Genomic DNA, 21,020 nt, shown 5'->3' with positions numbered 1-21,020 from the left:
TACTGCTCAGGCTGTCAGAGCCCTGTTTGACCGCTCAACGCCAGGTCCAGCAGCTCACGGTTGGCCACGGCATACATCGCGTAGTCGTTACCGGTTGCGGCACGCAGGTCGACTAGCATCGAACGCCAGCGCTCAACCATTGACTGGTTCTGCTCAAGCCACAAAGCTACACGTGCTTCGATTTCAACCGGGGCATCAGCCATCTGCAGCACCGACACGGTGATTGCGCGCTGCTGCCAGTCAATGTCGTCACGGAAGGCCTCGCGGGCCAGCGCTTGCCAGTTGTTTTCCACCGGCAAGTTGCTGATCTGCTGCAAGTACCAGGTCAGGTCCAGTGCGCTGCCCACAGCAAAGTATGCCTTGGCCACATCCGCGGCGTTCTGACCGGTGACGTCAGACGCCTCGATGATCGGCAGCAAGGTATACAGGTGCGTGGTGCCTGCTACCATGCGCGACAGCAATTCCGGCACGCCCGCATCAACGTACGCTTGATAACGGGTCTCCCAGCCTTCGCGGGTCGGGCCTTCCAGCAGTTCGTTGAGCTTGAGGCCCAGCGCGGCCAGATGCGGACCAAAGTGCGCAACATCGCGCGCTGCGTCCAGCTCGTTACGACGGCTGCGCAAGAACCAGCGCGTGGCACGACGGCCCAGGCGCATCAGTTCGTCCATCAATGCCAGCTGAATTTCGGCCGGCACTTGATAGTCCAGCGCTTCGATCTGACGGAACCAGTGCGGGAGGTGGAAAATGTCACGCACGATGACATAAGCCCCGGCCACATTGGCCGCACTCATGCCGGTCGACTCTTTCAGACGCTCCACAAAGGTGATGCCCATGTGGTTGACCAGGTCGTTGGCGATCTGCGTGCTGACAATCTCGCGCTTCAAGCGGTGACGGCGCATCGCTGCGGCAAACTTGTTGACCAGCATCGGCGGGAACGCCGTTTCCATGTCGCGGGTCAGGTAGTCGTCATCCGGCACTTGGGAGTTGAGCAACGCCTCTTTGAGGTCGATCTTGCTGTACGAGATCAAGACCGACAGTTCAGGGCGTGTCAGCCCATGACCTGCAGCCACGCGCTCGTTGAGCTGCTCTTCTGATGGCAGGAACTCAATGGCGCGGTCCAGCTTGCCACGGGCTTCCAGGTCGTTCATCAGGCGTTTGTATTCAGCAATGCGCTCATAGGCACGACGTGCTGCCAGAGAAATGGCCTGCGTCTGCTTATAGTTGTTGCCCAAGACCAGCGCACTCACTTCGTCAGTCATGCTGCCGAGCAACTGGTTGCGCTGCTTCTCGGTCATATCGCCTGCCTGCACCACTTCATTGAGCAGGATCTTGATATTCACTTCGTGGTCAGAGCAGTCCACGCCGCCGGCATTGTCGATAAAGTCTGTGTTCGAGCCACCGCCGTTCAGGCCAAACTCCACACGGCCCAGCTGGGTCATGCCGAGGTTACCGCCCTCGCCCACCACCTTGCAGCGCAACTCGTTGCCATTGACGCGCAACGCATCGTTGGCCTTGTCACCCACATCGGCATGGCTTTCCGTGCTGGCCTTGACGTAAGTACCGATACCGCCGTTCCACAACAGATCTACCGGGGCCTTAAGCAGGGCATTGAGCAGCTCGGTCGGGGTCAGTTTGTCGGCAGTGATCGCAAAGCGCTCTTTCATTTCAGGCGAGATGGCGATGCTTTTCGCGCTACGGGAGAAGATCCCGCCGCCCGCTGACATGATGCTGGTGTCGTAGTCCGACCAGGCCGAACGCGGCAAATCAAACAAACGCTGACGTTCGGCAAAGCTGTTGGCCGGCCCAGGATTAGGGTCGATAAAGATGTGCAGGTGGTTGAAGGCCGCGACCAGTTGCAATTTGTCAGACATCAACAAGCCATTACCAAACACGTCACCGGCCATGTCGCCGACGCCCACCACGCTGATGCTGTCTTGCTGAACGTTGATCCCGCGCTCTCTGAAGTGACGCTGCACGCCCACCCAGGCACCACGGGCGGTGATGCCCATTTTCTTGTGGTCATAACCGGCCGAGCCGCCCGATGCAAAGGCGTCACCCAGCCAGAAGCCGTAGTCAATGGCAATGCCGTTGGCAATGTCCGAGAAAGTTGCCGTGCCTTTGTCCGCCGCGACCACCAGGTACGGGTCATCGTCGTCATGACGCACGACGTTCAATGGCGGCACCAGCGCGCCGTCCTTGAGGTTGTCAGTGATGTCCAGCAGGCCGGAGATGAAGATGCGGTAGCAAGCGATGGCTTCGGCCTGTACTTCATCACGGCTACCGCCCAATGGCAGACGACGCGGGACAAAACCGCCCTTGGCCCCCACCGGTACAATCACCGAGTTCTTCACTTGTTGGGCTTTTACCAGGCCCAGCACTTCAGTACGGAAGTCTTCTTCACGGTCCGACCAACGCAAGCCACCACGTGCTACGTTGCCGAAACGCAAGTGAACGCCTTCAACCCGAGGCGAATAGACAAAAATTTCAAACTTCGGCACCGGCTTGGGCAATTCTGGAATCAGGTGCGGATTGAACTTGAAGCTGAAATACGAACGGTTCTGGCCATGAGCATCCGGCTGGTAGAAGTTGGTTCGCAGGGTGGCTTTGATCAGGTCCAGATAACGTCGCAGGATGCGGTCTTCGTTGAGCACCTGAACGTCGTCCAGTGCGGTCAGAATCGCCTGCTCCAGACGCTGTTGCTTGTCTTCCAGGTCTTCGGCGGTCAGCTTGCGCGCCAGATAGAAGCGGGTTTTGAACAACCGGGTCAATTCGCGAGCGATGTCGGTGTGGTTATTCAGGGTGCTGGCGATGTAGCCCAGATCGAAGCCCAGGCGGATCTGCTTCAGGTAACGCGCATAAGCCCGCAGCAACGCCACATCACGCCACGGCAAACCGGCCGTCAGTACCAGACGGTTGAACGCATCGTTCTCGGCATCGCCTTGGACGATATGCACGAAGGCATCTTGCAGCGTGTCGTTGAGCTGCTGGATATCCAGGTTCAAGCCTTCGCCAGCAGTAAAGGCAAAGTCATGGATCCAGAACTCACGACCGTTGGCGTGACGCAGGCGGTACGGGAACTCACCCAATACGCGCAGGCCAAGGTTTTCCAGAATCGGCAATACGTCAGACAACGCCAGCGGCGTGTCGGCGTGGTACAGCTTGCAATGCAGTTCCTGCCCGGCGCTTTGGCCCAGCGGCTGGTAGAAACTCATCACCAGCGGTTTCTTTTCGCTCAAATTGGACAAATGCTGCATGTCCACCACCGCCGAGTGCGCGGCAAAGCGCTCGCGGTAACCTGCCGGGAAGCCTTTCGGGAAGTCTGCCAGCACCTTGGTGCCATTCGCCTCACCGAAGCTTTCAACCACCAGGCTGGCGTAGTCGTCGTTCCAGCTGCGGCACGCCTGAACCACTTCTTTTTCCAGCAACAGCGGGTCAATGTCGATGCGGTTTTTCGGATCAACCCGCAGAATCAGCTGAACCCGCGCCAGCACGGACTCCGAGAAGAAGGTCCAGAACTCGCAGTCCGACGCTTGCAGACGGTCCATCAGCACTTGCTGAATCTTCTGTCGCACTTCGGTGGAGTACACGTCACGCGGCACGTAGGCCAGGCAGTAGCAGAAACGCCCATACGGGTCTTTGCGCAGGAACACGCGGATCTTGTTGCGCTCCTGGATTTGCACAATCGACATCACGGTGCTGAACAGCTCATCCACCGGGGTCTGGAACAAATCATCACGGGGCAGGACTTCCAGCACCTGCGCCAACTCTTTGCCCAAGTGGGCCTTGGCCTGGAAGCCCGAGCGGCGCTCGATCTCGTCCACTTTGCGACGGATATAAGGAATCACTCGCACGCTTTCGCCATACACCGACGAGGTGTACAAGCCCATAAAGCGGCATTCCTTGATCACTTTGCCATCCGCGTCGATCTGGCGGATCGACACGTAATCCGGGTACGCCGGGCGGTGCACACGGCTCGGGTGAGCAGCCTTGGTGAACGACAGCAGGGTCGGTTCCCGCAGGTAACTCACCGCATAATCTTCGATACGCAGGTCTTCAGCGGTCAAGCCGACACGCAGCAGCTTGGTCAGGCCGAGGAACGACTGCGGGTCATATTCGATATGGCCGCCGTCTGCCTCGTCACGTACCACAAACTCTTCATAGCCCAGGAAGGTGAAATGGTTGCCCAGCAGCCACTCCAGAAAGCTCTTGATCTCGGCTTTTTCACCCGCATCCACCGCGTACGGGCAGTTGTCGACACTGGCCAGCAGTTCCCTGACCTTGGCCTTCATCGGCTCAAAGTCAGCCACGGCGATCCGCACTTCACCCAGAACCTGCTCCAGCTCCTTGCTCAGTACATTCAATTCAGCGGCGTTCGAGCAGCGGTCAATCTCCAGGTACATCAACGACTCTTGCGCGATGCCTTCACCGGTAGTGCCTTTGGGCAGGATTTCCAGCAGCTCGCCCTTGCTGCCGCGACGCACGCTCAATACGGTGGTTTGCAGGGTGTGGATGCTGTAACCACGGCGGTTCAGCTCGGTACGCACCGAGTCCACCAAGAACGGCAAATCGTGGTGCAGCACTTCAACCGCAGTGTGGGTTGATTGCCAGCCATGACGCTCGTAATCGGGGTTGAACACCCGCACTTGCGGCTGGTCCGGGTCAAAGCGCTCCAGCAACCGCCAGGCCGACAGTGTGCAGCCGGCGAGATCGGACATACGCCGTTGGGTGAGTTCGTCCAGTGAAATGATGCCGAAGAATTGCTCAGCAAACAGGGCTACTTGTGGCAGAGCCTGCTCACTGACGTGCTGGGCCAGTGCAGATTGCAGTTGATGCTGGAAGTCGGCTTTGCTGGCTGCGGTGAAGAACGCCATCTGTGGTACTCCGCTTGGGCTTGTTATTGAGAGAAGCGTCGCGTGCTATTCCCGCTTGGGGGACCTGTCACTACTGTGCTCAACCTTCAAGAACACAACGTGACAGGGAGGTGAAGCTGGCTGAAACCCTGAGGTCACAACATTATTCCGGGATGCTTATCGGTAAAAACGACTGCCAGGTCCACAGGCTGCATGTTTAGCGATAACCATCAACAACGCAGCTTAACGACTGCATCGCCCGGCCTGCTTGCGGTGCGGCGACATATTCGGTCATGGGGCGGCAATCTTGTGACCCGTACAGCAACAACCCTAGCAGTGGAGACTCATAAAACTTCATAAAAACGCCTTAATTTCTGTCGGCAGTATCAGAAATATCTGACACGAAATAACAGGCCATCAGCCACCTACCCAGATTGAGCCAGCATAAAAACGCGCGGGCTGGCAAAATCGCCGCTTGTTCAGTGATTAGATGCGCTCAGCGCCAGGAATTCCCCACCATGCAAATGACCACCGCCCTGCTCATGGCCAACCCGTGTGACGACGAAGAAGACAACATGGCCATGCTGTGCTGCCACAGCGACAAGGGCGAAATGTTTCTGATGTCGCGCTACCCGGACGAGGACGAATTGGAAATCACTCTGGATGATGAGCCTTCCAGCCTCGATGGGGTAAAGGTCACACTCAGCCCGACGCGCCTGCTGATCGAAGTGGCACCCGGCGATGCCGACGTGCTGAACGGCAGCGACCACCTGGAAATCCTCCATAGCGCCGATGCCGATGAACTGGCCGAGATCGAGCAAACCCTGAAAAACATTCTCGATGGCATTGGCACCTACATCAGCGAATTGAACTGACCCGCCACAGCCCGAACCCGCACACCGACAGGTATGACCGCCATGCGCCAACTCTTCGATGCCCACTGCCACATCATCGACAAGGCTTACCCGCTGATTCCCAATAACGGCTACGTGCCAGACTTTTTCAGCGTTGATGATTACCTCGCGCGTACCCGCGATCTGGGCGTCGTCGGGGGCGCGGTGGTTTCAGGCTCGTTCCAGGGCTTTGATCAAACCTACCTGATCGCCGCGCTCAAACGCCTGGGCGCAGGCTTTGTCGGCGTCACCCAACTGCCCGCCAGCGTCACCGACGCCGAGCTTGAAGCATTGAACCAGCACGGCGTTCGCGCCCTGCGCTTCAACCTCAAGCGCGGCGGCTCAGAGCAACTCGACCAGCTCGAATCACTGGCCAAGCGCGTCTACGACTGCGTGGGCTGGCATTCAGAGCTGTACATCGACTCACGTGAACTGGCGCCGTTGTACGAGCGTTTGCTGCGATTGCCAGCGCTGAGCATCGACCACCTGGGGCTGAGCCACGAAGGTTTGCCGGCTTTGCTGCGCCTTGCCGAGCACGGGGTGCGCATCAAGGCCTGCGGTTTTGGCCGAGTTGATTTCGACGTGCCCCAGGTGCTTAACGACATTCACGCGGCCAACCCGAACGCCTTGATGTTCGGCACTGATTTACCGTCAACCCGCGCACCAAGAACCTTTGAAAACAATGATATAGACATTGTAGTTAATGCTTTGGGTGAAACCGGGGCGCAAAAGGCACTGTGGCAAAATGCCCGGGATTTTTATCGCCTGGACTGAGGTTCGCGACTCATCGCGATCACGCTCCCCAGCACTATAGCCGCCCCGGCAATCACTCCAACTGAAACTTCACCGCCCAACACACCCGCCGCCAACGCCATGGCGACGGGCGGGATCAGGTACATCACGCTGACCGAACGGCTGACTTGGGTGTGATTCAGTACAAAGCCCCATAACAAGTACGCCAACGCACTGGGAAACAAGCCAAGGATCAACACCGCCACATTCACCCGGACCGGCGCCTTGAGCACCTCGTCCGTCAGCCCGGGCCAGTACACGCAGAGCAACAGCGTGCCGCCCCAGACCATGTAACAGACTATGGTTAAAGGGCTGTAGCGAGTAGAAATGTGCTTTTGCAGCACAAAATAAATGCTCCAGGACAACGCCGCCAGTAACAGCACCAGGCCCTGCGGGTGGAACTCACCCACGCCTTTATCGCCCCAGATCACCACCACGACCCCGAGCAAGCCAACCGCGACCCACAACCAGCGCCAGCCGCTGACGCGCTCCTTGAGGCACACCGCCGCAATAAATGTGCTGAATAACGGCGCGGTTTGCGCCAGCACACTGGATGCGCCGGGGCTGACCCAACGCTGGCCCATGTTCAACGCCATGTGGTGCAACGCCACGGCGAACAACCCCAACAGCATCAACCAGGGCACATCCCGCACCCGAGGCACGCCAATGCCGATAAACAACGCGATCAACGCCATAAACAGCGATGCAATTAAAAATCGCAGCAAAGCCAGGTGCCCCGGCGAGTAGCTTTCCAGCCCGATATGGATGCCGATTGGTGAATAGGCCCAACACAACACGACAGCCGCCATGGCCATGGCCAGTTTGAAAGGTAACGACACGTTAGTGATCCTGAACCCATTGAAGTGGTGTTCAGTGTTTATCGCGCTCACGCGGGGCCACAAGTGAGATATAAAGAGCCCAGAATTCATCAGGAGTGAACAATGGAGCTGAGCCAGTTGCGCATGGTCAAGGCCGTGGCAGAGTGCGGCAGCATTGCGCTGGCCGCCGAACAGTTGCATTGCGTCCCGTCGAACATCACCACCCGCATCAAGCAGTTGGAAAGCGAACTGGGCACCGCACTGTTCACCCGCGCAGGTCGAGGCTTGCATATCAGTGCAGCCGGGCAGGTGTTTTTAGGCTACAGCGAGCAGATTCTGGCGCTGGTCGATCAGGCCAAACGCGCGGTTGCGCCCCAGGCCGTGCCTGCCGGCAAGCTGCGTATTGGTGCAATTGAGTCCTGTGCAACCGGTCGACTGCCGCCCTTGCTGGCCGACTACCATCAGCGCTACCCGCAGGTCACCTTGGAACTGGTCACCGGCAAATCAAAACAACTGCTCGATGACGTTAAACATCACCGACTCGACGGGGCCATGGTTGCCGGCTCAATTACTCAAACAAAACTATCTAAAACAATGCTTTATAACGAACAGTTAGTGTTGATTGCGAGCCCCAAACTGGCGCCGCTTGCGCAACTGGCTGACGTGCACCGACATACCGTGTTTATGTGGCCTCCCGGTTGCCCTTACCGGGCGGCGCTGGAAAACTGGGTGGCGGAACACGGGCTGGAAGTCAGCAAGATCGACTACGCCAACTGGGGCAGCATCATTGGTTGTGTCAGTGCTGGCGCAGGTTTGGCACTGATACCCGAAGGCATGCTTCAGCAGTTTGGCGCCTGCGCACACCTTGTCACTTACCGCTTCCCTGAACTGGCGCCCATGCCCAACCTGTTTTTCTGGCACAGCGAAACCGGCACGCATGCCGCACGCGACGCCTTTGCCGCGCTGCTGGTTGAGCACTTTGCGCCATAACACACAAAACCCTGTAGCCGCTGACGAGGCACGAGGCTGCGATCGGCTGCGCAGCAGGCGTAAATGTGCCGCTGGGTTTATCCGCCCAATCGAGGTCTGAGGATTTACGATCGCTGCGCAATCGATCGCAGCCTCGTACCTCGACAGCGGCTACAACCCCACCCAAATGAACACCATTCTCAACAACCCGTCTGATTTGGTTTTTTTGCACAAAAAGCCCGTCTGCGATTAGTCCGAAACCCTCGCAATGGATTAAAGTAACGCCCCCGGCAACGGCGTAATTTATACGGCGTTGCAGTCCTTTTCAGGAACAGTCATCGATGGAACATCGTGAAGCGCTACTGGCGCTGCGAACCTTTCTTTCAACGCAGATTCTCGGTCAAGAAAAACTCATTGACCGTTTGTTGATCGCGCTGCTGGCTGACGGCCATATGCTGGTCGAAGGCGCGCCAGGCCTTGCCAAGACCAAAGCCATCAAAGAGCTGGCGGAAGGTATCGAAGCGCAGTTCCATCGCATTCAGTTCACCCCCGACCTGTTGCCTGCCGACATCACCGGCACTGAAATCTATCGCCCCGAAACCGGCAGCTTTGTCTTCCAGCAGGGTCCGATCTTCCACAATCTGGTGCTGGCCGACGAAATCAATCGGGCACCGGCCAAAGTGCAATCGGCCCTGCTTGAGGCAATGGCCGAGCGCCAAGTCAGCGTGGGACGCAGCACCTACGAGCTGTCACCGCTGTTTCTGGTCATGGCCACGCAAAACCCCATCGAGCAGGAAGGCACCTACCCGCTGCCAGAAGCCCAGCTCGACCGTTTTCTGATGCACGTGAAAATTGGCTTCCCCGACGCGGCCGTAGAGCGCCGTATCCTGCAACAAGCCCGTGGCGAAGCCCTCAACGGTGAAACCAAGCCTGAACGCCGGGTCAGCCAACAGGCCATTTTTGCCGCCCGCAAAGAAATCCTCGGCCTGTACATGGCCGATGCGGTAGAGGAATACCTGGTGCAATTGGTCATGGCGACCCGTACGCCCGGTAAATTCGACCCGGAAATGGCCGAGTGGATTGCCTACGGCGCCAGCCCCCGTGGCTCGATTGCCCTTGACCGCTGCGCCCGTGCACACGCCTGGCTTGCCGGTCGCGACTTCGTCAGCCCGGAAGACATCCAGGCCGTGCTGTTCGACGTGCTGCGCCACCGTATTATTTTGTCTTTCGAAGCCGAGGCGGCTGGCATCGACCAGGACCGCGTGGTACAACGCATCCTTGACGTTGTTGCCGTTGCCTGACGATGACCGCCCTCCTGCCCGCCGAGCCCGGCATTCGTGTGACCCTCACCGAACTGATCGAGATGCGCCATCGCGTGCGCGAGGTGCAGTTGTTCTCCACCCCCGGCCACCGCAGCCCGCTGGTGGGCTTGCACCACTCCAAGTTGCGCGGGCGTGGGGTCGACTTCGATCAGGTACGGATTTATCAGGCCGGGGACGATGTTCGCACCATTGACTGGCGCGTCACAGCACGCACCCAGGAACCGCACACCAAGATGTTCCATGAGGAACGCGAACGGCCAATCTTCATCCTCGCCGAGCAAAGCCGTCGGCTGTTCTTCGGTTCAGGGTTGATGTTCAAGTCGGTGCTCGCCGCTCAAGCCGCAAGCCTGATTGGCTGGGCCGCGCTGGGCCATAACGACCGTGTGGGCGGCCTTGTGTTTGGCGACCACGAGCATTACGAAATCAAGCCACGGCGCAGCAAGCAAAGCTTGCTGCAATTGCTCAACCGCTTGGTGCGGGTAAATCAGTCGCTGCACACCGAAGTCCAGTCAGACCGTGACGCACTGGGCATGGCCTTGATCCGCGCCCGCGAGGTGCTGCGCCCCGGCAGTCTGGTGGTGGTGATTTGTGATGAGCGGGCACTGACTGACGCCGCCGAACAGCAGCTGAGCCTGTTATCACGCCATTGCGACTTGATCCTGCTGCCGTTGTCCGACCCTCTGGACCACGCCCTGCCCGCCGCCGGGCTGCTGCGCTTTGCCGAGCGCGGTGCACAGCTGGAGCTGGACACGCTCAACTATGATTTGCGTCAGGCTTACCGTGCTCAGGCCGAAGCCCGTATCGCTCGCTGGGAGTTGCTCGCACAAAAGCTGCGGGTACTGCTGATGCCCCTCAGCACGCAAAGCGAAATGATCGAACAACTGCGTGAATACCTGAACGCCAAACGCCCTGGCAAATCGTCATGAACGAGCTCGAACACCTGCAACCGCTCATCACCCCGCCGGCGATTGGCCTGTGGCCACCGGCGCCGGGCTGGTGGTTGCTGCTGCTCCTGATTCCGGCTCTGGCCTGGGGTTTGTGGTGGTTGCGCCGTTATCTGCCCGCCAAGCGTCAATTGGCCACCACCGAACAGCCCCTTGACCCGGTCCGCGTGGCGGCCCTGGAAGAACTGGCGCGCTTCAACAAACCTTACGATGGCGCACCTGCCGGTGCCTGGCTGCAGCAACTCAACGGCCTGCTCAAACGCCTGTGCCGCAGCCACTACCCGTACAGCCAGAGCCACACGCTCAATGGCCGCAAATGGTTGGCGTTTCTTGATAACCGCTGCCCGGCGGCCGGTTTGACCCGCTGGATGGTGCTGGTAGAAGGCGCGTACAAGCCAGAGTGCAAACTCGACGACAAGGCCATCGCCGGGCTCAATCAAGCGGTTGAAACCTGGATTCGCAAACATGTTTGAGTTCGCCTGGCCCTGGCTATTCGCCTTACTGCCACTGCCCTGGGTGATGCGCCTGGTACTGCCGGCTGCCGACAGCGGCGAACCCGCACTTAAAGTCAGTTTTTTGGGCGATCTCGAAGAGCTGGCCCGGCGCAAGGCGCGACCCAACCTGCCCTCGCTGCGTCAGCAAATTCCGTATGTGCTGCTGTGGTTGTTATTGCTGACCGCCGCTGCCCGTCCGCAATGGCTCGGCGAACCGCTGCCGATTGCCGCCAGCGGCCGCGATTTGTTGGTAGCCGTGGACGTCTCGGGCTCCATGGACTACCCGGACATGCACTGGCACAACGAGGACATCAGCCGCCTCGACTCGGTGAAAAAACTGCTGGGTGACTTTCTTGAACACCGTGAAGGCGACCGTGTCGGCCTCATCCTGTTTGGCAGCCAGGCGTATCTACAAGCCCCGCTGACCTTCGATCGGCACACCGTGCGCACCTGGCTCGATGAAGCACGCATCGGCATTGCCGGTAAAAACACGGCCATCGGCGACGCTATTGGTCTGGCCGTCAAGCGCCTGCGCCAACGTCCGGCGCAGAGCCGGGTGCTGATCCTGGTCACCGACGGCGCCAACAACGGCGGCCAGATCGATCCCTTGACCGCGGCCCGCCTGGCGGCTGAAGAAGGCGTCAGAATCTACCCGATCGGGGTTGGCTCCGACCCGCAAGAAAACACCGCCAAGGGTCTGTTCAGCATTAACCCGGGCGTGGACCTGGACGAGCCGGCCATGGAAGAAATCGCCCGCATTACCGGCGGCCGCTACTTCCGTGCCCGCGACGGCAACGAATTGTCCGCCATCAAAGACACCCTCGACCAACTTGAACCTGTCGCCCAGCAGCCTACTCAGGCACGCCCGGCGCAGGCGCTTTACAGCTGGCCTCTGGCTGGTGCACTGCTGCTCAGCGTGCTGCTGGTGATCCGCGAGCTATGGCCCAACCATCCGCTGCAACGTTTACTGAGCAAGGAACACTTTCTGCCTCAAAATCCTGACTGGCGCTCGCGGCTCAAACGCCTGCGCTTGCGGAGGCGCCGATGAGCGCGCTCTGGCCCCATTGGTTTCGCCCCGAATGGCTGCTGGCACTGCCGCTGCTGTGCTGGCTGCTATGGAAACTCTGGCACCGGCAAAAACGCGCCGGGCGCTGGCAGATGATCCTGCCCGAAGCCTTTCATCGCGTCTTGCTCAGCGGCGGTAATGGCCGCGACAGCAAACTGCCGTGGATTGCCCTCGGCCTGGCCTGGTTGCTGGCGCTGTTTGCCTTGCTCGGACCAAGCTGGGAACGCGTTGAACAGTCCGCGCAAAAACCGGCCGACCCGCTGGTGGTGATGCTTGAACTGACCCCGCAAATGCTCGCGACCGACAGCCAGCCCAACCGCCTCGAACAAGCACGGCGCAAACTCTACGACCTGCTGCAAAGTCGCAGCGATGCGCAAACGGCAATTATCGTCTACGCCGGGAGCGCCCATACGCTGGTACCGCTGTCCGATGACATGGCCACCAGCCGCAACCTGCTCGAAGCGGTCAAGCCATCGATCATGCCGCAACCGGGCAATCGCGCCGATCTGGCCGTCAACAAAGCCCTCAAGCTGCTGGATCAAGGTGCGCTGGGCGAAGGCCGCCTGCTGCTGGTGACTTCATCGCTTAGCGAGCAAGAGCGCGCTGGCATCCGCAAGGAACTGGACGGCCACACGCCGCCGCTGTTGGTACTTGGTGTCGGCACCCGCGAAGGCTCACCAGTGGTCGAAGAAAACGGCGAATTTCTGAAAGATGCCCAGGGCGCCATCCTCCTGCCACGCCTCGACAGCGCGAGCCTGCGTGCCTTTGCCGAAGACGTAGGGGGCAGTTACCGACAAGCAAAGCTGGATGACAACGACCTGCGCGGCCTGGGTTTGCTCGATGGCCCGCAACATTTACGCGACGACGGCCAGACCCTGCGACTGGACACCTGGTCTGACCAAGGCTACTGGCTATTGCTGCCCCTGCTACTGCTGGCCGCGTGCGCGGGCCGTCGTGGCTGGCTGTTGTGCTTGCCGCTGCTGTTTATGCTGCCTCAACCCAGCTATGCCTTTAGCCTGACCGATCTGTGGTTGCGCCCCGACCAACAAGGCCAGCGCCTGCTTGAGCAGAAAAAACCGTTACAAGCCGTCGAACACTTCAAAGACCCATTGTGGCAAGGTCTGGCGCTGTATCAGGCGGGCGACTACAGCGCGGCAGCTCAGCGCTTTGGCGAGGTCAACAGTGCCAGCGCGCACTACAATCGCGGTAACGCATTGGCCATGAGTGGTGAACTCGAGGCGGCGATTGACGCCTACGAGCAAGCTTTGGAGTTGCAACCCGACCTGCAAGTCGCCGCGCAGAACAAAGCGCTGGTCGAGCAAGTGCTTGAGCAAAAACGCGAACAAGACACACCGCCGCCGGAAAAAGTTCCGGAAAAACCCGCCGAACCCGACGACACCGATCCGTCCGTCAGCAGCAGTAATGCCACAACCTCCGGCGAAAACGGCCAGCATGATCAAAGCAGCGCGGCCACCGACCCGGCCGCCCATGCCAACCCGGACGACGCCGTTGAACCGCCACCGGCTGGCAACGAGCCCGGCAACGAACCGGAAGAACAAACCACCACCCGTCCACCCGCCCCGACCACAGATGTGCTGGATGACGAACACCACCAGGCGCTGGAGCAATGGCTCAGACAGATTCCCGACAACCCCAGTGAATTGCTACGACGAAAATTTTGGTACGAACAGCAGCAACATCAGGACTCGCCGCAATGAATCGCTTCTGCGTTTTACTCTTTTTGCTCTGTTGCTGGACAGTGCCCGCCCATGCGCTGGGACTGGTCGCCAGTGTTGACCGCGATCAGCTCAACTCCGGTGAAACCGTCGAGCTGACCCTTGAGACCAATGACGCCACGTTGTTCGGCAAACCCGATCTGGCGCCGCTGGATACCCTGTTTGAAGTGCGCGGCACGCGTCAGGTCAACCAACTGACCACGCTGAACGATGACAACAAAGCCACCACGCGCTGGATCATCACCCTGCAACCCAAGCAGACAGGCACCGTGACCATTCCGTCCCTGCAAGTGGGCGATTATCACAGTTTGCCGATCAACCTCACGGTGACCCAGAGCAGCGCCAGTGATTCCGAGTTGGCCCCCGTGTTCATTGAAGCCAGCCTTGATCAGCCGAATGTGTACGTACAAGCCCAGGCGATATTGACCCTGCGCGTTTACCACTCGGTGGCGCTGTACGACGACAGCAACCTGACCCCGCTGCACCTGCAAGACGCCATCGTTGAGCAACTGGGCGAGTCGCGCACTTACGAGAAACTGATCAATGGCGTGCGCCACGGCGTAATCGAGGTGCGCTACGGCATCTACCCGCAACACAGCGGCGAGCTGCAAATTCCCGCGCTGACCTTCAGCGCGACACAAGTGGACAACCAGCCCGGCAACACCTCGACGCCCAGCACGCCAAAGCCCGGGAAAATGGTCCACGTGACCTCGACCGAAATCCCGTTGCAGGTCAAACCCAAACCTGAAGACTATCCGGCCACTGCCGCCTGGCTACCGGCCCGCAGCCTGAGCCTGAGCGAAAGCTGGAACCCCGAGCCGGATCATTCCAAAGTGGGCGACTCGCTGACCCGCACCCTGACCCTCAAGGCCGAAGGCCTGTCCAGCGCCCAATTGCCGCCGTTGCCCGCCACCGATGTGAATGGCTTGCGGCGTTACCCGGACTTGCCGCAACTGAGCAATCAGGTCACTGACAACGGTCTGATCGGCAGCCGCGAAGAGCGTGAAGCGCTGGTGCCGACGCGAGTGGGCCAGGTGGAACTGCCCGCCGTTGAACTGGTGTGGTGGAACACCCACGAAGACCGTCTTGAACGCAGCTACCTGCCCGCCCGCACCTTGCAGGCGGCGGCCAACACCAGCCTGGCCGCTGACACGCCCACCAGTACTGGCCCGGTCGTCGACAGCGATGACTCAACGCTGTGGCTCTGGCAACTGAGCACCTTGCTGCTGGCCTGCACCACATTGATTGGCTTCGGCCTGTGGTGGCGCGCACGCTGGCAACCGGCCATTCTGCGAGCTGCACAAACCGGCCCGAGCCCACGCACATTGCTCGACGACATCAAGCGCGCCAGCCTGGCCAACGACCCGCAGGCCACGCGCCAGGCGCTCGACGCCTGGGCGCGGCAACAACCAGAAACCCTGGCCGAAATGGCCGCACGTTTTGTACTGCTGTCCGATGCACTGGACGGCCTCAACGGCGCGCTCTACAGCGAAACCGGCCAGTACTGGCAAGGTGAAGAACTGTGGAAAGCGATTCGCAGCATCCCGGCCGCCGAACGCGAGCAGGACACCGCCAGCGAATCCAGCAGCCTGCCGCCGCTCTACCCCAAATAATCGCGGGTACGCTTTACCCTTTTTAAACGGATTTTGTTATGCGCCTGTTTCACACTTCCGACTGGCACCTGGGGCAAAACCTCCATGGCCAGGAACGCGACTTCGAACACGCTTGCTTTCTGAGCTGGCTACTCACCCAACTGGCCACAGAACAACCCGATGTGTTGCTGATTGCCGGGGACATTTTTGACACCGTCAACCCGCCGGTCAAAGCTCAGGAACGCCTGTACGACTTCATCGTCAGCGCCCACGAGCAACAACCCAAGCTGACCATCGTGATGATCGCCGGTAACCACGACTCCGGCTCGCGCATCGAATTGCCCGCGCCATTGATGCGCCGTTTGCGTACCCATGCACTGGGCCGTGTGCTGTGGCTGGATGACGGCCAACTGGATGCCGAACGTCTGTTGATCCCGCTGCCTGACGCCTCTGGCGAGATCGGCGCATGGTGCCTGGCCCTGCCCTTCTTGCGCCCGGCAGAAGTGACCGGCGCACACTTGGGGGATGACTACCTGCGAGGTATAGGCCAAGTCCACGAATGGCTGATTGAAGCCGCCAACGCCAGACGTAAGCCAGGGCAAGCGCTGATTGCCATCAGCCACGCGCACATGGCGGGCGGTTCGGTGTCCGAAGACTCCGAACGCAGCCTGATCATCGGCAATGCCGAAGCCCTGCCCGCCAGCCTGTTTGGCCCCAGCATCAGCTATGTAGCGCTGGGCCATTTGCACAAGCCGCAACGGGTGAACAGTGAAGAGCGCATCCGCTACTGCGGTTCCCCGATCCCGCTGTCGTTTTCCGAGATCGGCTACCAGCATCAGATTCTCGACGTCAAACTCGACGGCGAAACCCTTGTCAGCATCGAAAGCCGCTTGATCCCGCGCGCCGTCAATCTGCAAAGGGTCGGCCCGGCGCCACTGCTTGAGATTCTCGGCCAACTGGCAGAGTTGCCGGACATTGACCTGCTGGCCGACACCCAGCGCCAACCGTGGCTTGAAGTACGGGTCAAGCTGGACGAGCCGCAGCCCGACTTGCGCCAGCAAATTGAAACCGCCCTGCTGGGCAAAGCCGTGCGCCTGGTGCGCATCTCTGCTGAATACGCCGGTAATGGCAGCCGCGCCGGGGACAACGACGCCGCGCAATTGATCGAGCTGGACCAATTGACCCCGCAAGAACTGTTCAGTCGCGCCTGGCAGGACAACTACGGCAGTGAAGCCGACGAGCAAACCCTCAAAGACTTTGCCGTGCTGCTGCAAGAAGTCCAGATGGAAGGTGAACAGCCATGAAAATCCTCGCGATTCGCCTGAAGAACCTGGCTTCACTGGCCGGCCCTTTTGAGCTGGACTTCACCGCCGAGCCACTGGCCAGTGCCGGGCTGTTTGCAATCACCGGCCCCACCGGCGCCGGTAAAAGCACCTTGCTCGACGCCCTGTGCCTGGCTTTGTTCGGCGCGGTGCCGCGCCTGAACAACACCGGCCGGGATGCCAAAGTCCCGGATGCCGACGGCGAGATCGCCACCGGTGACCCGCGCACCCTGCTGCGTCGCGGAACCGGCGAAGGCTATGCCGAAGTCGATTTCGTCGGCATTGATGGCCGCCGCTATCGTGCTCGCTGGGAAGCCAACCGCGCCCGCGAAAAGGCCAATGGTAAGCTGCAAGCCAGCCGCCAGAGCCTGCGCGATCTGGACAGCGATCAACTGCTGGCCAGCCAGAAAAGCGATTACAAAGTGCAGTTGGAATCACGTCTGGGCCTGAACTTTGAACAGTTCACCCGTGCCGTAATGCTGGCGCAAAGCGAGTTCAGTGCATTTCTCAAGGCCGATGACAACGAGCGCAGTGAACTGCTGGAAAAACTCACCGACACGGCGCTGTACACCCGTCTCGGCAAGCGTGCCTTCGACAAAGCCAAAGAAGCCCGCGATGCGCACAAGCAGCTGCAAGATCAGGCCGTCGGTGTTACCCCGCTGGAGCCCGAAGCCCGTGCCGAGCTGGACCAGCGTCATAGCGAGGCGCAACAGCTGCTGAAAACCCGGCAAAGTCAGCTCAAGCAACTTGAACAGCAACACACGTGGCTCAAAACCCTGCGCGAGCTGCAAGAACAGCAACAGAGTGCCGCCGAACAACTCCAGCAGGCCCAAGCCCAGTGGGACGGCCAGGCCGAGCAGCGACAAACCCTCGAGTTACTGGAACAGCTAGCGCCCCAGCGTCATCAGTTCACCCGCTTGGCCGAACTGGACGCGCAACTCAGCCCACTGGCCGAGCAAATCGCCGGGCACTTGCAACAGCAAGTGGAGTTGAATCAACGCCAGACTCAACTGCAACAAGCACTCCAGACTGCCCAACAGGCGACCAATCAGGCCCAGGCCGATCTACGGGATGCCGCACCGCATCTGCAAAAAGCCCATCTGGAACACGCCAATCTCACGCGTCTGACCCAGGCCCTGGACGCGCAACAGGCGCTTAAAAAGCAGGCTGAAGACGCTTGCGCCGAAGGGCAAAAGGCCTTGAATGGCCTGTTTGAGCGCCAGCAGCAAGGCACAGAACGCTTGGCGCAGATCGCTGCGCATCTGGAGCACAGCGCCGAACTAGCCCCCTTGGCCAATGCCTGGGACGGTTACCGTCGCGGCCTGCAGCAATTGGTGCGCCTGAGCACCACGTTGAACAAAGGCCGCGAAGAATTACCGGCGCTGGAACAGCGCGCCAGCCAGGCAGCTCAGCAGCTCACTGAGCTGCGCAGCAGCCTGGAAATCTTGTTCCAGGAAGCGGGTGCCGAACCGCACGCCGTCAATGAGCAGATCCAGACCCTGGGCAGCCTGCTGGCTGACAACCGTCAGCAACAGCGCGCCTTTGAAGACTTACAGCGCCTGTGCAGCAGCCAGTTGGCCCTTGAGGCGCGTTTACAGGGGGTGCAGGTCAAACTGCAAAACCTGCAAACCGAACGCGAAAAGCTCATCGGCCAAGGCACCCAGACCAAAAAAGAATTTGAAGCTGCCGAGCAAGCCTTGCGCGTGACTCAGCAGTTGCTTGAACGCCAGCGCCTGGCCCGCAGCGCCAGCGTCGAAGAGCTGCGCGCACAGCTACAAGACGACCAGCCATGCCCGGTCTGCGGCAGCCATGAACACCCGTATCACCAGCCTGAAGTGCTGTTGCAGAGCCTGTCGCGCTTTGACGAGGAAGAAGAGACCAATGCGCGCAAGACGGTCGATGCCCTCAAGGAGACGCTCAACCAGTTACGTGAGCAACTCGCCGGGGTCAACGCGCAACAGCGCGAACTGATTCAGCAGCATCAGCAACTTGGCGAAGAAGTTCAGGCGCTGGCGCCTGGCCTGGAAGCCCATCCGCTGTATGCGCAATGGCAAGGACAAGACCCGGCCAAGCGCGAAGCCTGGCTGACTCAACGCTTGAGCCAGCTGCAGCACAGCATCAGCCAGGACGAACAACGTCAAAACGCCTTGCTCGCCCTGCAAAAAGAAGCTGCTGCATTGCAGCAACATCTGCAACGCAGCACAGAAGCCAGCCAGCAAACCACGCAGCAACTCAGCGAGCAGCAGCAACACCTCAAGGCCGACACGTTGCGCTTTGAGGAAGAGCTTGCCGAGTTTGCCAATCTGCTGCCTGAGACCACACTGGCGGCACTGCGTGAAAACGCCTCAGCCTGCTTTATGCAGCTTGATCAGCAGGTCACCCATCGCCTTGAACAACTAGATCAACAGCGCGATGAACACGCCGAGCAGACCGAACGCGGCAGCCGCATCGAGCGTGAACAGTATCAGCAAGCCACCCACACTAAAGAGCTGGATGCCCTGCAACGCAACGTAACTGAGTTGCTCGAGCAACAGCAGGCAGGTCAGCAAAGCCTCAAGCAATTGCTGGGCGATCACCCGAGCGCAGAACAATGGCAACAGCACCTTGAACAGGCGCTTGAGCAGGCGCGCAACGCCCAGACCCACGCCAGCGAAGCGCTGCAAACCATCGCTCACCAATTAGTGCAACTGGCAGCCCAGCTCAAGGCCCAACAAGAGCGCCTGCACGCCCTGCAAACTGAACACAGCAGTGTGAGCGAACAGGTCGAGCAATGGCGCGGGCAGCACTCAGCGCTCGACACGGTCCGTTTGCAACAATTGCTGAGCTTCGACGACACGCACATTCGCGACCTGCGCCAGCAGCTGCAAGCCAGCGAAAAAGCCGTAGAGCAAGCCCGCGTCTTGCTCCAGGAACGTGAGCAACGCCTCAACCAGCATCAAGCGCAGGCCAATGGCAACCTTGATGCCCAAGCGCTTGAGGTTGCCCTCAATGAACTGAACGCGCTAATCGCCGCCAGCGAACAACACGTGGCAGAACTGCGGGCGCAACAGGCAGAAGACCAACGTCGTCAGGAAGCCAATCAAGCGCTGGCGCAACGTATCGCCCAAGCCTATGAAGAATGGCAGCGCTGGGCGCGTCTGAGCGAGCTGATCGGTTCGGGCACCGGCGACAAATTCCGCAAGATCGCCCAAGCCTACAACCTCGACCTGCTGGTACACCACGCCAACGCCCAACTGCGCCAACTGGTTAAACGTTATCGCCTCAAGCGCGGCGGCAGCATGCTCGGTTTGCTGGTGATGGACACCGAAATGGGCGACGAACTGCGCTCGGTACATTCGCTATCCGGCGGTGAAACCTTCCTGGTGTCGTTGGCACTGGCGTTGGGGTTGGCGTCGATGGCGTCCAGCACGCTGAAAATCGAGTCGCTGTTTATCGACGAAGGGTTTGGCAGCCTGGACCCTGAATCTTTGCAATTGGCCATGGATGCCCTGGACGGCCTGCAAGCCCAGGGGCGCAAAGTTGGGGTGATATCCCACGTACAGGAAATGCATGAACGCATTCCGGTGCAAATCCAGGTGCGGCGCCAAGGCAATGGCCTGAGCACCGTGGAGGTCAAATGACCGGCAACATGCTGTATTCCTTCCGTCGCTGCCCGTATGCCATGCGGGCGCGCATGGCCCTGCGTTACAGCGGCGTGCCGTTGTCGATTATAGAAGTCAGCCTCAAGGCAAAGCCGGCTGAAATGCTCGCATTGTCGCCCAAAGGTACCGTGCCCGTGCTGGTCTGTGCCGATGGCCGGGTGATTGAGCAAAGCCTGGAGATCATGCACTGGGCCTTGGCCCAGCATGATCCGGACAACTGGCTTGGCCCGGACAGTGCGGCGCTGATCGAAGAAAACGACCAGGTCTTCAAGGTCGACCTTGACCGTTACAAATACGCCATCCGCTACCCGGAACACCCGATGGAACACTATCGGGCCCAAGGGGCGGCGTTTTTGCAGCGGCTGGAAGTGTTACTTGAACAGACGCCGTATTTGGCTGGCGACACCTTGAGCCTGGCGGACATTGCCCTGGCGCCGTTTGTGCGCCAGTTCGCCCACGTCGACCGTGACTGGTTCGAACAAGCGCCCTACCCCCGCCTGAATGCCTGGCTGGAACGGTTTTTAGCGTCGGAACTATTTATCTCCGTCATGACTAAAACCGCCTGACAGGATTTTCGCCAA

Annotated in this window: 14 protein-coding genes; 12 read left to right on the top strand and 2 right to left on the bottom strand. The window is 59.9% G+C overall.

What is annotated here, in order from left to right; translation table 11 throughout:
* Nucleotides 1–14 precede the first annotated feature (14 nt).
* Nucleotides 15–4,871, bottom strand: a complete 4,857-nt coding sequence (locus tag AAEZ03_RS00835) for an NAD-glutamate dehydrogenase (RefSeq protein ID WP_350575073.1) — start codon at nt 4,869–4,871, stop codon at nt 15–17.
* Nucleotides 4,872–5,368: 497 nt separating this feature from the next.
* Here AAEZ03_RS00835 and AAEZ03_RS00830 point away from each other — a divergent pair, with 497 nt between their 5' ends.
* Together AAEZ03_RS00830 and AAEZ03_RS00825 are read left to right on the top strand one after the other, a co-directional pair.
* Nucleotides 5,369–5,725 (top strand): hypothetical protein, encoded by a 357-nt coding sequence (locus AAEZ03_RS00830; RefSeq protein WP_123748983.1) that lies wholly within the window; start codon nt 5,369–5,371, stop codon nt 5,723–5,725.
* Between the two features lie 42 nt (nt 5,726–5,767).
* Nucleotides 5,768–6,517, top strand: a complete 750-nt coding sequence (locus tag AAEZ03_RS00825) for an amidohydrolase family protein (protein ID WP_278939813.1) — start codon at nt 5,768–5,770, stop codon at nt 6,515–6,517.
* Here the strand turns inward: AAEZ03_RS00825 and AAEZ03_RS00820 are convergent.
* Nucleotides 6,502–7,350, bottom strand: a complete 849-nt coding sequence (locus AAEZ03_RS00820; protein ID WP_278939846.1) for a DMT family transporter — start codon at nt 7,348–7,350, stop codon at nt 6,502–6,504. The two genes, AAEZ03_RS00825 and AAEZ03_RS00820, sit on opposite strands and share 16 nt — an antisense overlap.
* Before the next feature lie 126 nt (nt 7,351–7,476).
* Between AAEZ03_RS00820 and AAEZ03_RS00815 the strand changes: the two genes are divergently transcribed.
* From AAEZ03_RS00815 to AAEZ03_RS00770, 10 genes are all read left to right on the top strand, one after another.
* Nucleotides 7,477–8,343, top strand: a complete 867-nt coding sequence (locus AAEZ03_RS00815) for a LysR family transcriptional regulator (RefSeq protein ID WP_350575071.1) — start codon at nt 7,477–7,479, stop codon at nt 8,341–8,343.
* Nucleotides 8,344–8,663: 320 nt separating this feature from the next.
* The gene (locus AAEZ03_RS00810) at nt 8,664–9,623 is read left to right on the top strand and encodes an AAA family ATPase (protein WP_016780594.1); all 960 of its coding nucleotides are present in this window, start codon (nt 8,664–8,666) and stop codon (nt 9,621–9,623) included.
* Between the two features lie 2 nt (nt 9,624–9,625).
* A complete protein-coding gene (locus AAEZ03_RS00805) occupies nt 9,626–10,570 on the top strand; it encodes a DUF58 domain-containing protein (protein WP_048387977.1) in 945 nt (314 codons plus the stop codon).
* On the top strand, nt 10,567–11,061 hold the full coding sequence (locus AAEZ03_RS00800; RefSeq protein ID WP_350575066.1) for a DUF4381 domain-containing protein: 495 nt from the start codon (nt 10,567–10,569) through the stop codon (nt 11,059–11,061). Before AAEZ03_RS00805 ends, AAEZ03_RS00800 begins: the two co-directional genes overlap by 4 nt.
* Nucleotides 11,054–12,130 carry a vWA domain-containing protein gene (locus AAEZ03_RS00795; protein WP_350575064.1) on the top strand — a complete coding sequence of 359 codons (1,077 nt, stop codon included), beginning with the start codon at nt 11,054–11,056 and terminating at the stop codon, nt 12,128–12,130. Before AAEZ03_RS00800 ends, AAEZ03_RS00795 begins: the two co-directional genes overlap by 8 nt.
* On the top strand, nt 12,127–13,866 hold the full coding sequence (locus AAEZ03_RS00790; protein ID WP_350575061.1) for a tetratricopeptide repeat protein: 1,740 nt from the start codon (nt 12,127–12,129) through the stop codon (nt 13,864–13,866). The genes AAEZ03_RS00795 and AAEZ03_RS00790 overlap by 4 nt, the downstream gene beginning before the upstream one ends.
* Nucleotides 13,863–15,497, top strand: a complete 1,635-nt coding sequence (locus AAEZ03_RS00785) for a BatD family protein (RefSeq protein ID WP_350575058.1) — start codon at nt 13,863–13,865, stop codon at nt 15,495–15,497. Before AAEZ03_RS00790 ends, AAEZ03_RS00785 begins: the two co-directional genes overlap by 4 nt.
* A 38-nt stretch (nt 15,498–15,535) precedes the next feature.
* A complete protein-coding gene (locus AAEZ03_RS00780) occupies nt 15,536–16,780 on the top strand; it encodes an exonuclease SbcCD subunit D C-terminal domain-containing protein (RefSeq protein ID WP_350575056.1) in 1,245 nt (414 codons plus the stop codon).
* Nucleotides 16,777–20,418 (top strand): AAA family ATPase, encoded by a 3,642-nt coding sequence (locus AAEZ03_RS00775; RefSeq protein ID WP_350575053.1) that lies wholly within the window; start codon nt 16,777–16,779, stop codon nt 20,416–20,418. The genes AAEZ03_RS00780 and AAEZ03_RS00775 overlap by 4 nt, the downstream gene beginning before the upstream one ends.
* Entirely contained in the window at nt 20,415–21,005 is a 591-nt protein-coding gene (locus AAEZ03_RS00770) for a glutathione S-transferase (RefSeq protein WP_350575050.1), read from the top strand. The genes AAEZ03_RS00775 and AAEZ03_RS00770 overlap by 4 nt, the downstream gene beginning before the upstream one ends.
* Nucleotides 21,006–21,020: the final 15 nt, after the last annotated feature.

The sequence above is a fragment of the Pseudomonas sp. HY2-MNA-CIBAN-0224 genome (assembly GCF_040310285.1).
Taxonomy (GTDB): Bacteria; Pseudomonadota; Gammaproteobacteria; order Pseudomonadales; family Pseudomonadaceae; genus Aquipseudomonas; species Aquipseudomonas helleri.
Note: the sequence above shows the minus strand (reverse complement) of the source record. Positions and strands in the feature narration are given on the sequence as shown.

Coding starts and splice junctions, on each gene's coding strand:
- AAEZ03_RS00835 (WP_350575073.1), bottom strand. CDS start 4,871: ATGGCGTTCTTCACCGCAGCCAGCAAAGCCGACTTCCAGCATCAACTG.
- AAEZ03_RS00830 (WP_123748983.1), top strand. CDS start 5,369: ATGCAAATGACCACCGCCCTGCTCATGGCCAACCCGTGTGACGACGAA.
- AAEZ03_RS00825 (WP_278939813.1), top strand. CDS start 5,768: ATGCGCCAACTCTTCGATGCCCACTGCCACATCATCGACAAGGCTTAC.
- AAEZ03_RS00820 (WP_278939846.1), bottom strand. CDS start 7,350: ATGGCCATGGCGGCTGTCGTGTTGTGTTGGGCCTATTCACCAATCGGC.
- AAEZ03_RS00815 (WP_350575071.1), top strand. CDS start 7,477: ATGGAGCTGAGCCAGTTGCGCATGGTCAAGGCCGTGGCAGAGTGCGGC.
- AAEZ03_RS00810 (WP_016780594.1), top strand. CDS start 8,664: ATGGAACATCGTGAAGCGCTACTGGCGCTGCGAACCTTTCTTTCAACG.
- AAEZ03_RS00805 (WP_048387977.1), top strand. CDS start 9,626: ATGACCGCCCTCCTGCCCGCCGAGCCCGGCATTCGTGTGACCCTCACC.
- AAEZ03_RS00800 (WP_350575066.1), top strand. CDS start 10,567: ATGAACGAGCTCGAACACCTGCAACCGCTCATCACCCCGCCGGCGATT.
- AAEZ03_RS00795 (WP_350575064.1), top strand. CDS start 11,054: ATGTTTGAGTTCGCCTGGCCCTGGCTATTCGCCTTACTGCCACTGCCC.
- AAEZ03_RS00790 (WP_350575061.1), top strand. CDS start 12,127: ATGAGCGCGCTCTGGCCCCATTGGTTTCGCCCCGAATGGCTGCTGGCA.
- AAEZ03_RS00785 (WP_350575058.1), top strand. CDS start 13,863: ATGAATCGCTTCTGCGTTTTACTCTTTTTGCTCTGTTGCTGGACAGTG.
- AAEZ03_RS00780 (WP_350575056.1), top strand. CDS start 15,536: ATGCGCCTGTTTCACACTTCCGACTGGCACCTGGGGCAAAACCTCCAT.
- AAEZ03_RS00775 (WP_350575053.1), top strand. CDS start 16,777: ATGAAAATCCTCGCGATTCGCCTGAAGAACCTGGCTTCACTGGCCGGC.
- AAEZ03_RS00770 (WP_350575050.1), top strand. CDS start 20,415: ATGACCGGCAACATGCTGTATTCCTTCCGTCGCTGCCCGTATGCCATG.